Below are 14,670 nucleotides of genomic sequence, written 5' to 3' on the forward strand. Positions count from 1 at the left end.
CTACTTCCTTTTATTCGGCTAGGGAAAGGGAGGTCTCATTAAACTGGATGTGGGACATCACTTCTGCTGGGATAATCGCCCCTTTGTGCTGAATGACAGTACCGGCCAACAAGTGCCCCTGCTCGGAACATTTAACCGGCGACAGCCCCTGCAGCATCCCGGCTATGAAGCCAGCATTGAATGAATCCCCGGCTGAAGTTGTATCAACAACCGCTTTGACCGGACGGGTAGCCACAAATGTACGGGTATCAGTGGTAAAGTCTTCAAAGTAATTACCTTTGGCCCCCATTTTTACTACCGCTTTTTTCACTCCCGCGGACTTAAGCCGGACCAACGTTGCTTCTTCATTGGCATCCCCCCATAGGGCAGCCTCATCGTCATTGGTCACTAGCGCAAGGGACGTTAACGCATAAACAGCTTCATAGCAGTCCCTTGCGTGCTGGACAGATTCCCAAAGTGCAGGCCGGTAATTGGAATCAAAAATAATTTCAACGCCAGCACCAGACAATGCCTCAAGCAGCTTAATCAGCTGGAGTCGATCATTGTGCGGTAGGATGGCTAGGCTGATACCACTGAGATAAACCATATCCATACCTGCCAGCTTGGTGGCTACCTCCGAAAACCCAGGGTGTTGCAACATATAACGGGCTGCGGATTGGTTACGCCAGTATAAAAAAGTACGTTCGCCTTTTTTATCTAGCTGGATCAGGTACAGGCCTGGCTGGCGACTATTGTCCCGTAATACAAGTTCAGTCCCCACGCCCTCTTGCTGCCAACGTGCCAGCATACCATCGCTAATAGGGTCACAACCAAGTGCAGAAACATACTCGATAGAAGCGTCTTTGCCGGCTGTACGGGCCAGGTAAACAGCAGTGTTGAGCGAGTCACCACCATAAGTTTGGTGCATGGCGCCGAAAGGGGCGCCATTTAGCTCAATCATGCATTCACCAAGGAGGGCAATGCGCTTCATGCTTGCTCCCCTGGTAGGCGGAAGTATGATTTAGCATTGTTGAAACAGATGTCTTTCACCATCTGCCCAAGCATGTTGATATCGTTTGGTACTTCGCCATTTTCCGCCCACTGGCCAACCATGTTACACAAGATGCGGCGGAAATATTCATGGCGAGTGTATGACAGGAAGCTACGGGAGTCAGTCAACATACCCACAAACTGGCTCAGCAAGCCAAGCTGGGAAAGTTGCTGCATCTGGCGTTCCATACCGTCCTTCTGGTCGTTGAACCACCAGCCAGAACCGAATTGAATTTTGCCCGCAATACCGCCGCCCTGGAAGTTACCAATCATGGTTGCCATCATTTCGTTATCACGTGGGTTCAAGCAGTAAAGGATCGTTTTAGGTAACTCGTTAGTAAGATCCATAGCATTTAGCAAAGAGGCTAACTCAAGCGCAAACGGGCGGTCAGCGATGGAGTCAAAGCCAGCATCAGGACCTAGCAGTTTGAACATGCGGGTACTATTGTTGCGCTGGGCACCAAGGTGAAGCTGCATAACCCAGCCACGCTTGGCGTATTGGCGGCCTAACCAAACCTGGACGGCTGTCGTGAATTGGTCAATCTCTTTTTCACTTAACGGCTGGGCATCAAGACGACGGGCTAGAATGGCATCAAGATCGGATTCAGACGGTACCGCAGCATAACGCATGATCTCAATACCATGGTCAGCGGCCCGGCAGCCATGGGCAGCAAAATGGTCAAGTCGACGGTCCAGCGCGTTGAGCAAGTCTGCAAAGCGGCGAATTTCAACATCTGCGACTTGGCCTAATTGCTGTAGGTAATCTGCAAAGCCATCCAGCTCAATTTTAAACGCACGGTCTGGGCGCCAACTCGGGGCAACTTCAATGTCAAAACTGCTGTCCTCTGCAATAGCTTTATGATGCTCTAGGGTATGGATTGGGTCATCTGTGGTCCCTGCCATCACCACGTTCATTTGTTTCATGATGCCACGGGCAGAGAACTCTGGGCTGGCCAGCATTTCATTACATTGGTCCCAGATCCCTTTCGCTGTTTTAGGGCCAAACAGCTGGCCTGTAATACCAAATGGGCGGCGAAGTTCAAGATGGGTCCAGTGGTAAAGCGGGTTACCCAAAGTTTGCGGTACCGTTTTTGCCCAAGCCATGTACTTATCGAAATCAGAACTGTCCTTACCGGTGATAAGTGCTTCTTCAATACCGGCTGATCGCATACCCCGCCATTTGTAATGATCGCCTTCCAACCAAATTTGGCCAAGGTTATCAAAGCGGCGATCTTCCGCCACTTCTTGTGGGTTCAGGTGGCAGTGGTAGTCATAAATCGGCATGTCTTTTGCGAATTCATGATAGAGGTGACGGGCAGTTTCATTCGACAGCAGGAAGTCGTCACAAAGAAAGTTTTTCATATTACACTCCGAAAAGAGCGCTACCCCGCTAGAGAGTCAACGGCAGAGCTTGTAGGGTAGCGCTAAAACACTCAATTACAGGGAAGCAACGGCGGCACGGGCGCCTTTGGTGATAATCAACTGGTAAGCTTTAGTGACTTCAGCAACAAAACTGTCGTTCTGAATCAAGTCAGTACCAAAAATGGCTTCAATGCCCAAGATTTCCCTTACGACTGAAGTATTGATACCGTGTTGCTTATAAAGTGCCTTAAACTGGTCAACCATAGGGTCGCGGACATCAATCGTCTTGGCCTTTTCATCAACACCACTGATATATGTCATCCAGCCCGCAATCCCCATTGCCAACCATTTGTAGTCGGTTCCAGCGGCAAGGTGGTGGCGCAAAGAGCCTCCCATGCGCTGAGGAATTTTCTGACTGCCGTCCATCGCAATTTGCCAAGTCTGGTGTTTTAGGCTTGGGTTGGTGTAACGCTCGATCAATAGGTGGGCATAACCTTCAAGATCTGTCCCTTCCGGCATATTTAGCGTTGGCGCTTGCGCCTTCATCATCATGTCGAAGGCAGCTTTGCGGTAGTGTTCGTTGGTCATGGTGTCTGAAATATGCGGATAACCACCAAGGTAACCAAGATAGGCAAGGAATGAGTGGCTGCCGTTTAGCATGCGCAGTTTCATCTCTTCAAACGGCACGACATCAGCAACAAATTTTGCCCCATCAACTACATCCCAATCTGGGCGGCCATTGACAAAGTTGTCTTCGATAACCCATTGGCGGAACGGCTCGCATGCAATACCACATGGGTCTTCAACCCCGACTAGCTTAGTGATTTCAGCCAGAGTTTCAGGCGTTGCCGCAGGGACAATGCGGTCAACCATAGTACAAGGGAATGTCACGTTTGCTTCAATCCAACCAGCCAGCTCTTGGTCAACCAGATAAGCAAAATCAAGTACGGCGGCACGGGCAACATGGCCGTTTTCTTGCACATTGTCACAAGACATTACCGTAAATGGTTTAATGTTGGCATCACGGCGGATACGTAATGCTTCAACAATATAACCAATTGCTGAGCTTGGCTCATGAGGGTTGGCTAAATCAGCTTGGATCAAGCTATTCGTTTTATCTAAACGGCCTGTTGCAGGATCGGCGCAGTAGCCCTTTTCGGTAATTGTCATCGAAACAATGGCAACCTGCTCCTCAGCCATTTTAGCTAGAACCGCTTGCTTACCGTCAAAAGTGGGGTGCAAAGACTCAGTTACGGAGTGGACAATTTTAACCTCTGTCGACTCAGCCCCTTTTTCTGCGACAGTGAACAAGTGGTCTTGCTCACGTAGCTGAGTCACCAGATCCTCGCCACCAAAGAGGTTAATTTCACAAATACCCCAGTCACTGGCTGTCTTTTCAAGCATCTCATGAGTGAAAAGTGCTTGGTGGGCGCGGTGGAAAGCACCAAATCCAAGGTGAACAATTCGGCTTTTTAGCTTCTCACGATCAAAGCTTGGCTTTTTCGCAGCTTCAGAAATTGCGGATAATGTTGTTGTCATGTTGCACTCCGTTGCCGAAAAAATGGTGATATACCAAATCTCAGGCGATCTATGGGATGAAATAGTATACATAGGTGCCCAGCATTTTTGGAACACCAATTTAAACAAGGGATAATCAACTTCAATTTCGTGCTTCTATGAAGCATAAAGCCTTATTAATCATCAATCTCATGCTTTGCAACGATTATAAGTATAAACCCTCTCCGGAAAACAGGACACAGATCACACTTAAAAAGTGGTCAACCAAAATGCTTGGCAATTCGTGATATTGGTCAATCAATAGCAATTTTAAGTTTGACAATCATTCGGTACGAAGCAAAGATAACGGTGAGCTTAGCATGATTGGTATACCTGAATTGGTAGAAAGGCCAAATTCAGCACCACAATTTATAGAAGGTAGTTTACATGGAACAAACTTGGCGATGGTATGGCCCAAATGATCCAGTGTCCCTTGATGATATTCGTCAGGCTGGTGCAACGGGTATCGTGAATGCACTCCACCACATCCCGAATGGTGAAGTATGGACAAAAGAAGAAATCCTCAAACGCAAAGCATTGATTGAAGCCAAAGGGTTGACTTGGTCAGTTGTTGAAAGTGTCCCTGTGCATGAAGAAATTAAAACCCAAACAGGTAACTTCCAGCTGTGGATAGACAACTATAAGCAAACCCTGCGCAACCTTGCCGAGTGTGGCATCGATACGGTTTGCTATAACTTCATGCCTGTACTGGATTGGACGCGTACCGACCTCGAATATGAGATGGCAGACGGCTCAAAAGCGCTTCGTTTTGACCAAATCGCTTTTGCAGCATTTGAGCTACACATCCTAAAGCGCCCGGGTGCAGAGCAAGACTATACGGCTGAAGAGCAATCTCAGGCACTGAACTACTTCCACAACATGTCAGAAGCCGATGTCGCTAAACTAACCAGTAATATTATTGCTGGCCTACCTGGCGCAGAAGAAGGCTACACGCTGCAAGAGTTCCAGGCCCAGCTTGATCGTTATGCAGGCATTGACAAAGACAAGCTTCGTCAGCATATGGCGCACTTCCTGAAAGAGCTGATGCCAATTTGTGAAGCCAATGGCTTGAAGATGGCTGTGCACCCAGACGATCCACCGCGCCCAATCCTTGGCCTGCCACGCATTGTATCAACGATTGAAGATATCGATTGGCTAACGACAGAAGTCCCAAGCCAAATGAACGGCATCACAATGTGTACTGGCTCGTATGGCGTCCGCGGTGACAATGATCTGGTCAATATGATCAAAAAGCATGGCGATCGCGTTTACTTCACTCACTTACGTTCAACACAGCGTGAAGAAAACCAAATGAGCTTCCATGAAGCAGCCCACCTAGAAGGTGACGTTGATATGTACAATGTTGTCATGGCTATTTTGGAAGAAGAGCAGCGTCGTGAGAAATCAGGTAATAATCGCCTAATTCCAATGCGACCTGATCATGGCCATCAAATGCTTGATGATCTGAAGAAAAAAACTAACCCAGGCTACTCAGCTATTGGCCGCCTGAAGGGTCTAGCTGAAGTGCGAGGACTGGAGTTAGCCCTTAAGCGTTCACACTTCTAATTTGAATCTAGCTTGAGCAAGCAGGTACCAGTTTTCATGCTGGTACCTGTTTTTTATAATCATTTAATGTCTGCATCGCCACATTGGAGGATGCCGCTCCCCCTCACTAACTGGCCAATCACACCAATGTTGAATCTTGCTCTCCTAGTTATTGTTTATATCTCGTTGAGGATCGCTTGAAACATCATTAAACACGCTTGATAACAGACTATAAATTCGGTCAATACGTTCATCTAAGTCCGGAGGTTGAATATCCCATCCTTTTAGATTGCGCTTTAGTATTTGTTTATACAGGAGCCAATAAGGATCGGCATCTGTATTTTGAGTACACATCAATCCAATAAAGCCACAGACAGATTCTTGGTATAAGCCTATCGTGCTGCCAAAAATGCCATACAAAAACATTTCAATACCTGAGCGATCTAACCCCAGTTGAAATTCAGTATTGACCTGTGTAGCAACATGCTTCATTTTTTCCAAAATCTCGCCAGCAAGCGCGTTCATCCTATCAACCCGGTAGGGAGAGGCTGCACTCCAAACATGCGGATTCATGACAAATTGCTTCAATGCATATTGGCTAATGCTGTTATGGGAGCTGACCCAGTAAAAAATGTTGGCAGCCAATATCTTATCCAAAGGGTCTGGCTGGCCGATAACCATACGGTCCAACAATGCCATATCTAATTTCATCTGGTGGTTAGCACACGCCAGCAACAAGTCTTCTTTACTGGGGAAATGTGAATAAATGACCCCCATTGAGCATCCGGCTAACTTAGCAATATCAGACATTCGTAATTCAAGCACTCGCTTATGCTCTAGTTGAGACAGCATCATCTCAATGATGCCTTGTTCGCGTCGTTGACGTTGTTCTAGCTTAGACACAGACCCTCCTGGCACTTATTCAACTAGATTGATCATTGGCATACCAATATACCATATATTAGCTTCACTTTTCTCAACGAAGCCAAAGAAGCTTCGTGACAACAGCCACAACTTATCAACTTAAGCGGTCCATAAAACGGTAAACCAAACCCATAGAAGCACACAAACCACCCGAAAATTAGTATTTCAAGCTATAAAAAAGCCAAAAACAACAAAATAAAGTTTGAAGTAGATCGTGTTTCATAACAAAGGAGTGATAACACCGTCAAACTTTGGGAATACCAATATATTAATTGGTTTATCAAGATTTAATAATTGGTACACCAATAACGATAAGTGATAGAACAATGAACCTTTGCCCTACGACCAGAACAATAATCACTGCTGCTATCATGAGCGGCTCTGTCGCGCTGCCAACAGCTACTGCAGCATTATTAGATGACGCCTCGCTGAACCTGCAATTGAGGAATGAATACCGCAATGCCGACCGACCAAGTGCTTCAGGTGACTACGGTCCAAAAATCGATGCGTGGGTACAAGGTTTCTTGTTCGATTTCGAATCCGGCCAAGTGGCTGATACCGTCAGCCTCAATGCAGGGCTTTACCATGTTGAGAAGCTACTTGCCAACCCTAACCGCTCAACCCGCTTTTACCTTGATGGCCATGACAGTATTTCTATCCCATATGCCAACCTAGCTTTTGATTTCTCGGAAAAAGCCCATATCACAATCGGTCAGTTCGGCACTGACTATTACTACGGCAGCTTGGACTACCTCCTGCCACTCGTCGATGAATCTTCTGCTCGCACCGTGCCAACCCTGCGCCAAGGTGCCTTTTATGAAGGTCGTTTCAATCAATTCTACCTGTATGGCCTTTATTCCACCCGAGCAGCCGGTGGCTATGACACACAATGGACTGATGAGGGCCGGACCTACTTTACTTTCAATGAAGACGGCTCAATGAACATCCTTATTGATGAGTCACCTTTCTATGCCATTGGGGGGCTATGGGAAAATGACCAGAGCCAGATCTCACTGACCCTTTCCTACCAGGAAGATGTTGCCAATCAGGTAATGTCACGAGGTAGCCATAGCTGGCTCAATGAGGATAACGCTTACTTTAAGCTGGAATATGTCGGCCTATATGCCAAGACCACAGGGGATACCAAAGCCAACGAAAGGTTCCATGATGACTCGTACGGAATCTCTGGCCAACTAACCTACAACAAAGACAAGGCTACCTTCCTTGCCTCAATCGGGTATGTCGGTAACAAACTCGATTCACCAGAAGTGGATACCGATATTGTTTTCCCTTTTGACCAAAGTATCGATCGTAACGGCCACCATATGACCTCATGGCAAATGGGCGGCTTCTACCAAGCCCTCGAAAACATCAACCTTGGCCTAGCGCTCGTCGTCACCGACGGCTATAGCGATGCCACTAAAAACGAAACCATTGAGGGCGTTGGGGCGAATTTGATTTTGATGCATACCACACAAGCAGGCCCACTCAAAGGGTTACGCTCAAGCATTATTCTCAATAAAGCCAATGAGTACAGGGAGCGAAACTCGGTCACCGAAACCCTTAAATACTACGACATCAAATTCACAGGTCATTACGACATCCAGTTGCTGTGACATTAACACTTATTTCTACAGATAGGCTGTTATTGATATTGCATTGGCAGCCTATTTCATTTTTATTTTTGCATGGACAATTAACATGAAGACCTTAACAAAAATGAACCGGGTCGGTTATGCCTTTGGGGATGTAGCCAATACCCTTACCTTTGGCATGACATCAGCTTTCCTTCTTTTGTATTACACCGATGTACTTGGCATCTCTGCTGCTGCAGCAGGTACACTATTTCTAGTCGCGAGGATGTGGGATGGAATTAATGACCCGATGATGGGCGCCTTTTGCGACAAAATGTTTAGCAAACGCAAAGGGGAAAAATTCCGCCCATTTCTGATCAAAGGAAGCTGGCCAGTAGTACTATGTGCCATTTTGGTATTCTGGGCACCCGCCGGCCTGACTGATATTCAAAAGTTAATTTGGGCTTATGCCACTTATATTCTATGGGGTATGGCATACACTTTCGTCAATATCCCTTATGGCTCATTGGCTACCGTTATGACTAATGACCCAGAGGAGCGTGCTTCACTTGCTGGTGCTCGCTCTGTCGGAGGCCTAATTGGTGGTATCTTACCGGCTATCGTGATGCCAATGCTGCTGTCTCTCTATGCCGATGACCTAAGCAAAGCCTATTTGTATGCCATTACTATTATGGGTGTATTTTCATTCATCTCCTACCTGATTGCATACCGCTATACCGACGAACACATCAAGCATGAACCAGTGCCAGAAACAGAGGCAGTCAGCTTTTCCGCGACAGTAAAAACTATCGCCAAGAACAAGCCTTATCTCTGTGTTGCTATTGCTTCTATGTTCCTGTTAACGGCAATGCTTGGCCAACAAAGCATTCTTTATTACTACCTTGCTGAAAACTTATCAGGGGGAGTTTGGCTGATCTCTGTAAACTCCATCATCATGATGGTCACAATTGGTATACTTGCCCCTCTTGCAGGTAAGTTGGTCGGTAAGTTTGGCGTCAAGAAAATCATGCTGACCTGTTTTGCTCTCGGCGCCATAATCAATATCGGTGTATTCCTGCTTCCGTCATCGACTTACATTACCCTTGGGTACCTGATCCTCCACGCACCATTCATTATGCTGCCAAGTATTTTATTCTGGGCCAACATTGCAGACTGCATTGATTACAACTATGAAATTTCAGGCCAACGCGGTGAAGGTGTCCTTTACTCGAGCTATTCGTTCATGCGCAAAATGGGCCAGGCCATTGCAGGCTTTATTGCCGGTATGGGGCTGAGCCTAGTTGGTTATACAGCAGGTTTAGAAGCCCAGTCTGATGCCACGCTGTTTGGAATTAAAGCGGTGATGTTTGTCCTGCCTGGCATATGTGCTGTCGCCTGCTTCATCCTATACAAAACAATGTGGACCCTAAAAGACAAGAAAAGTGTTAGCGAGGTTGAAGAACAGGCCGAGCTTGCTGAAGCTTAATCTGCAATAAACCTTTTCTTAAAACACCTCACTGCATCAGTGAGGTGTTTTCTTGTTTATAAATCCTATCGTTTGGTAAGCCAGTTATACATCAGATAAACCACCCTTATCTAATTTCCAACATACGCCTATGTTCACTGCAACATGCTAGCAAACCCCAACCAAAAAATTTGAAGTAGATCTTCATTTGTCATGAGCAATTGATAACAGGGTCATGTTTTCAGAATACCAATATATGAATCCGCTCTCAGATATTCGATTATTGGCACACCAAACTTAAGGGTGTGATTGGTGGTACCTAACTTTAACGATTTAACTAGATTGGCTAAGTACAAATTTTATAACTAAGGACCCAGAATGAAGGCCCTAACGAAAATGAACCGGGTAGGTTATGCGCTCGGTGATGTAGGAAATACCCTTACCTTTGGCATGACATCCGCTTTCTTACTGCTCTACTATACCGATGTGCTAGGTATTTCTGCTGCCGCTGCAGGTACCCTTTTTTTGGTCGCCCGGATCTGGGATGGTATCAATGACCCTATGATGGGTGCCTTTTGTGACAAGATGTTCAGTAAGCGCCATGGGGAAAAGTTCCGCCCCTTCTTGATTAAAGGCAGTTGGCCAGTCGTACTCTGTGCCATTTTGGTTTTTTGGGCTCCTGCAGGTCTTAGCGATATCCAGAAGCTTATCTGGGCATATGCCACTTATATCCTTTGGGGTATGGCATATACCTTCGTCAATATACCTTATGGGTCATTGGCGACAGTCATGACCAATGATCCTCAAGAGCGTGCATCTCTTGCTGGTGCTAGGTCGGTGGGTGGTCTGGTGGGTGGTATTATTCCGGCTATTATCATGCCGTTATTCTTGTCCGTTTTTGCTGATGAGTTAAGCAAAGCCTACCTCTATGCGATCACAATTATGGGGATATTGTCTTTTATCTCCTACTTATTGGCTTACCGCTTTACTGCAGAACATATTACCCATGAGCCCCCGGCACAAGCTAATGCTGTCAGCCTGCCGGCAACGATAAAAACTATTCGCAACAACAAACCATACCTATGCGTAGCCTTAGCCTCTATGTTCCTATTAACCGCAATGTTGGGGCAACAGAGCATTCTTTATTACTATTTGGCCGAAAACCTTTCCGGAAGTGTATGGCTGATCACGGCTAACTCGCTCATCATGATGGTCAGTATTGCTGTTTGTGCACCACTGGCTGGAAAACTGGTGGCCCAGTTTGGCGTAAAGCCGATCATGCTTAACTGCTTTGCCCTTGCCGTTGTGGTTAACCTGATTGCGTTTTTGCTGCCATCAAACATTTATATCACGCTGGGATACCTCATCTTACACTCCCCTTGCATCCTATTACCCAGCATCTTGTTTTGGGCCAATATTGCTGATTGTATTGATCACAACTATGAGTTGTCAGGGGTGCGTAATGAGGGCGTTCTCTATTCTAGCTACTCATTCATGCGTAAAATGGGCCAGGCTATCGCAGGCTTTATTGCCGGTATGGGGCTTAATATAGTTGGGTATACTGCAGGGTTGGGAAGCCAGACCATGACGACCCTGATGGGTATAAAGGGCGTGATGTTTTTATTACCGGGTTTCTGTATGCTCGCCTGCTTCTTTTTATACCAAACCATGTGGACACTGCCTGATAAGACGATAAAAGGCGGTCAAACGCTTCCCCAGGCTTAGCCAACACTTTAACGACCAGTGCCTTATCACATCACGGTAAGGCACATACCCTCACAAATCAGCTTTTCACCTCGATCTCTTTCTTAATTTCCCATTAATTATCAATAGATAATGCACTCATCATATTAATGCTCATTGAGTGCTGATTATATCCCCTCCTCTTTAAACCGATTATTTGCCTAACAGTAAATAACAACAAAACTAAATTAAATACAATTGTCTTACTATAAGCCAAATTATCATCAATATTTACTGCACACTCGTACAATAAATTTAGAGACATACACCAACCAAGATAAATCCTTATAAAATAAGCACTTAAATCAAAAAGCATTGATAAAAAATCAAAGATATTCCTTATTACCTTTAGCGAATCAATTATAAAAATTAAGTAATTACTCAAATTTAAAATTCCTCTCAGTTAGGATGAAAACTTCTTTTAAGCGGCATAAAACTCGAATTAAACAAATATATTTATGGCCAACTAATTAAAAAGCTTGAGCTAGCTCTCGATATCTGTTCAGGGAGTGTTAAGGAAGTCATAGTTCAGGTATACCAATATTTAAAACTGGTCACCAAGGATCAATAATTGGCATACCGATACAGCGTGAACGATTAAAAAGATAAAGGATTACCTGACGATGACTTCTTACCTCCCCTCTAAATACACATGTTTAGCAGCCGTCATTTCAAGTTCACTGGCAATGCCAGCACTGGCCAATGTCATTGATGACTCAACACTGAACCTGCAATTAAGAAATGAACTACGTAATGCCGACAGGCCAAGTGTTTCCCCTCAAGGTGATATGGGACCTAAAATTGATGCCTGGGTACAGGGCTTTCTATTCGATTTCGAATCAGGCCAATTTGCAGATACGGTGAGTTTTGGCGGAGGCTTTTATGCCGTTGAAAAACTGAAAGCCAATCCAAATAGAGGTACACGCATGTATCTTGATGGCCATGATAGTTTCTCCTTTGGGTATGCCAATGTCGCGTTTGATTTTGCAGAGCAGTTTCACTTAACGGTTGGTCAATTTGGTACCGATTACTACTACGGTACCCTCGAACACATGATCCCTTTTATCGATGATTCATCGAACCGTACCACGCCAAGTTTAAAGGAAGGGGCGCTCTATCAAGGCCAGTTTGGAAATGTCAAACTGTATGGTTTGTACTCCCAAAGGGTCGCAGGTGTAGGCAACCACTCATGGACAGATGACGGGCGTATTGTTGTAGATTGGTCGGATTTCTCGATGGAAGTAGAGAAAGAGCCATACTATGCAGTGGGTTTAGCTTGGGATACCAATGACTACCAATTATTGTTTGGTACTTCTTATCAAAATAATGTCGCCAATCAAATTGGTGTGCAGGGTAGCTACAATTGGCTTGATAGTGATAATGCCTACTTCAAGTATGAAGCCCGTGCAATGTATTTCGGTCTTCTTGGCGATGAAAAAGACTTAAGCGAGGCCCTGAGCGGTGAAGACTCAAGTTATGTTGTTTCCAACCAACTAACTTACCACAAAGATAGAGCAACCTTTTTGGGTAACTTCGGTTATACCGGACCGAAGATGGCTTCTGCAAATATTGACAATGACTGGGGTTACTCATTTGACATGAGTATCGACCGTGGTTACCACGAAATGTTTGCATGGTCATTGATGGGGGTTTACCAATTCACCGATGGCTTCAATGTCGCGTTGAGTGGGATTGTAACAGATGGCTATAAAGACTCCTCAAAAGAAACTGAAATTGAAGGCTTTGGCGCAAACTTAATTTTTTCTTATACCCCACAGAGTGGACCGCTTGCCGGCCTGAGAAACACACTTGTCTTAAATAAAGCGCAAGAGTACCGCCATACTGGTGGAAACACAGAAACATTGAAATATTACGATATAAAGTTTAGCGCGCATTACGACCTGAAAATTTTCTAATTAAATCTACCTCTGGTGGAGGGAATATATCTCTCCACTCCGTATGTCTATTTTCTGTATTTTCAAATATTAATTTGAGGCAATGGAATGAAAACGTTAACTAAAATTAATCGTATCGGCTATGCGCTGGGCGATGTAGGTAATACGCTTACCTTCGGTATGACATCCGCTTTTCTACTCGCTTATTATACTGACGTACTTGGTATTTCGGCTGCGGCAGCAGGTACCATTTTTCTAGTGGCTCGTATGTGGGACGCAATTAATGATCCTATGATGGGCGCATTTTGTGACAAGATGTTCAGTAAACGCCGGGGCGAGAAATTTCGTCCATTTTTGTTAAAAGGAAGCTGGCCTGTCGTCGTTTGTGCCATATTAGTTTTCTGGGCACCCGCTGGACTGAGTGATATTCAGAAGCTAGTTTGGGCCTATGCCACTTATATTCTTTGGGGTATGGCCTATACGTTTGTCAATATCCCTTATGGTTCGTTGGCAACCGTGATGACCAAAGATCCTCAAGAGCGCGCCTCTCTTGCTGGCTCGCGTGCTGTAGGGGGAATGATTGGCTCTATCGCACCAAACATCCTAATGCCACTGCTGCTATCTATCTATGCCGATGATTTGAGTACTGCTTATTTATATGCGATGGCCATTATGGGCTTGCTCTCTTTTCTCGCATACATCATGGCTTACCGCTTCACATCTGAAAACATCCAGCACGAACCAACCACTACAACCGAGAATGTGAATTTCGCAACCACATTAAAAACAGTGGGTAAAAACAAGCCGTACTTATGTGTCTCTATTGCCTCTATGTTTTTATTAACAGCGATGATGGGGCAAGGTAGTATTTTGTACTACTTCTTATCTGAAAACCTACCGGGTGGGTTGTGGCTCATCTCTGCTAACTCTGTTGTGATGATGGTATCGGTTTTCCTACTGGCACCAACGGTAGGTAAAATCGTCGGTAAGTTTGGCGTGAAGAGAATCATGGTCACTTGCTTCTTACTAGCAACCATAGTTAATGCAATCTGGTTTGCGATGCCAGCATCGGTCTATGGCACTTTGGTATACTTTGTAATCCATGGCCCATTATTGATGGTGCCAAGCATTCTATTCTGGGCAAACGTGGCAGACTGTATTGACTACAACTATGAGATTTCAGGACAGCGCTCAGAAGGTATCCTTTACTCTAGTTACTCATTTATGCGTAAGATGGGACAAGCATTTGCAGGTTTCATCGCAGGTATGGGGTTGAGCATCATTGGCTACACCGCTGGCCTAGAGATGCAAGCAGAGTCAACATTACTCGGTATCAAGGGGATCATGTTTGCGTTGCCTGGTATCTGTATGTTTGCTTGCTTCCTTCTTTATAAAACGATGTGGACGCTAAAAGATAAAACAATACAGAACGACAGCGAAACAGAGCTTGCTGAAGCAGAAGCATAACCTTATAAACAATAAAAACACCTCGCTGGATACCCGGCGAGGTGTTTACAACCATAATAAAATGGATATTACATCGTAAAAACTAATTGAAGTACCAGCGACTTGTTAC

General features: G+C 45.2%; 10 protein-coding genes. 6 read left to right on the forward strand and 4 right to left on the reverse strand.

Annotated elements, in window-relative coordinates:
* Positions 1–10: 10 nt before the first annotated feature.
* From C9J01_RS14185 to C9J01_RS14195, 3 genes are all read right to left on the reverse strand, one after another.
* Positions 11–970, reverse strand: coding sequence for a sugar kinase (locus tag C9J01_RS14185; protein WP_107298808.1), 960 nt, complete (start codon positions 968–970; stop codon positions 11–13).
* Positions 967–2,391 (reverse strand): glucuronate isomerase, encoded by a 1,425-nt coding sequence (gene uxaC, locus C9J01_RS14190; protein ID WP_107298809.1) that lies wholly within the window; start codon positions 2,389–2,391, stop codon positions 967–969. The genes C9J01_RS14185 and uxaC overlap by 4 nt, the downstream gene beginning before the upstream one ends.
* A 75-nt stretch (positions 2,392–2,466) precedes the next feature.
* A complete protein-coding gene (locus C9J01_RS14195) occupies positions 2,467–3,930 on the reverse strand; it encodes a fructuronate reductase (protein WP_107298810.1) in 1,464 nt (487 codons plus the stop codon).
* Between the two features lie 405 nt (positions 3,931–4,335).
* Between C9J01_RS14195 and uxuA the strand changes: the two genes are divergently transcribed.
* Positions 4,336–5,514 carry a mannonate dehydratase gene (gene uxuA / locus C9J01_RS14200; protein ID WP_107298811.1) on the forward strand — a complete coding sequence of 393 codons (1,179 nt, stop codon included), beginning with the start codon at positions 4,336–4,338 and terminating at the stop codon, positions 5,512–5,514.
* A 144-nt stretch (positions 5,515–5,658) separates the two neighbouring features.
* Here uxuA and C9J01_RS14205 read toward each other — a convergent pair whose 3' ends face one another.
* Positions 5,659–6,396: a TetR/AcrR family transcriptional regulator gene (locus tag C9J01_RS14205; protein ID WP_107298812.1), complete on the reverse strand. Its 738-nt coding sequence runs from the start codon at positions 6,394–6,396 to the stop codon at positions 5,659–5,661.
* Between the two features lie 392 nt (positions 6,397–6,788).
* Between C9J01_RS14205 and C9J01_RS14210 the strand changes: the two genes are divergently transcribed.
* The 5 genes from C9J01_RS14210 (at position 6,789) to C9J01_RS14235 (ending at position 14,561) form a co-directional block, all read left to right on the forward strand.
* A complete protein-coding gene (locus C9J01_RS14210) occupies positions 6,789–8,033 on the forward strand; it encodes an OprD family porin (protein ID WP_158264549.1) in 1,245 nt (414 codons plus the stop codon).
* Between the two features lie 85 nt (positions 8,034–8,118).
* On the forward strand, positions 8,119–9,477 hold the full coding sequence (locus tag C9J01_RS14215; RefSeq protein ID WP_107298814.1) for an MFS transporter: 1,359 nt from the start codon (positions 8,119–8,121) through the stop codon (positions 9,475–9,477).
* A 357-nt stretch (positions 9,478–9,834) separates the two neighbouring features.
* Positions 9,835–11,181, forward strand: coding sequence for an MFS transporter (locus tag C9J01_RS14220; protein ID WP_107298815.1), 1,347 nt, complete (start codon positions 9,835–9,837; stop codon positions 11,179–11,181).
* A gap of 641 nt (positions 11,182–11,822) precedes the next feature.
* On the forward strand, positions 11,823–13,115 hold the full coding sequence (locus tag C9J01_RS14230; RefSeq protein WP_107298817.1) for an OprD family porin: 1,293 nt from the start codon (positions 11,823–11,825) through the stop codon (positions 13,113–13,115).
* Positions 13,116–13,202: 87 nt separating this feature from the next.
* The gene (locus tag C9J01_RS14235; RefSeq protein ID WP_107298818.1) at positions 13,203–14,561 is read left to right on the forward strand and encodes an MFS transporter; all 1,359 of its coding nucleotides are present in this window, start codon (positions 13,203–13,205) and stop codon (positions 14,559–14,561) included.
* Positions 14,562–14,670 lie beyond the last annotated feature (109 nt).

The sequence above is a fragment of the Photobacterium rosenbergii genome (genome assembly GCF_003026455.1).
In the GTDB taxonomy this organism is placed as follows: Bacteria; Pseudomonadota; Gammaproteobacteria; order Enterobacterales; family Vibrionaceae; genus Photobacterium; species Photobacterium rosenbergii.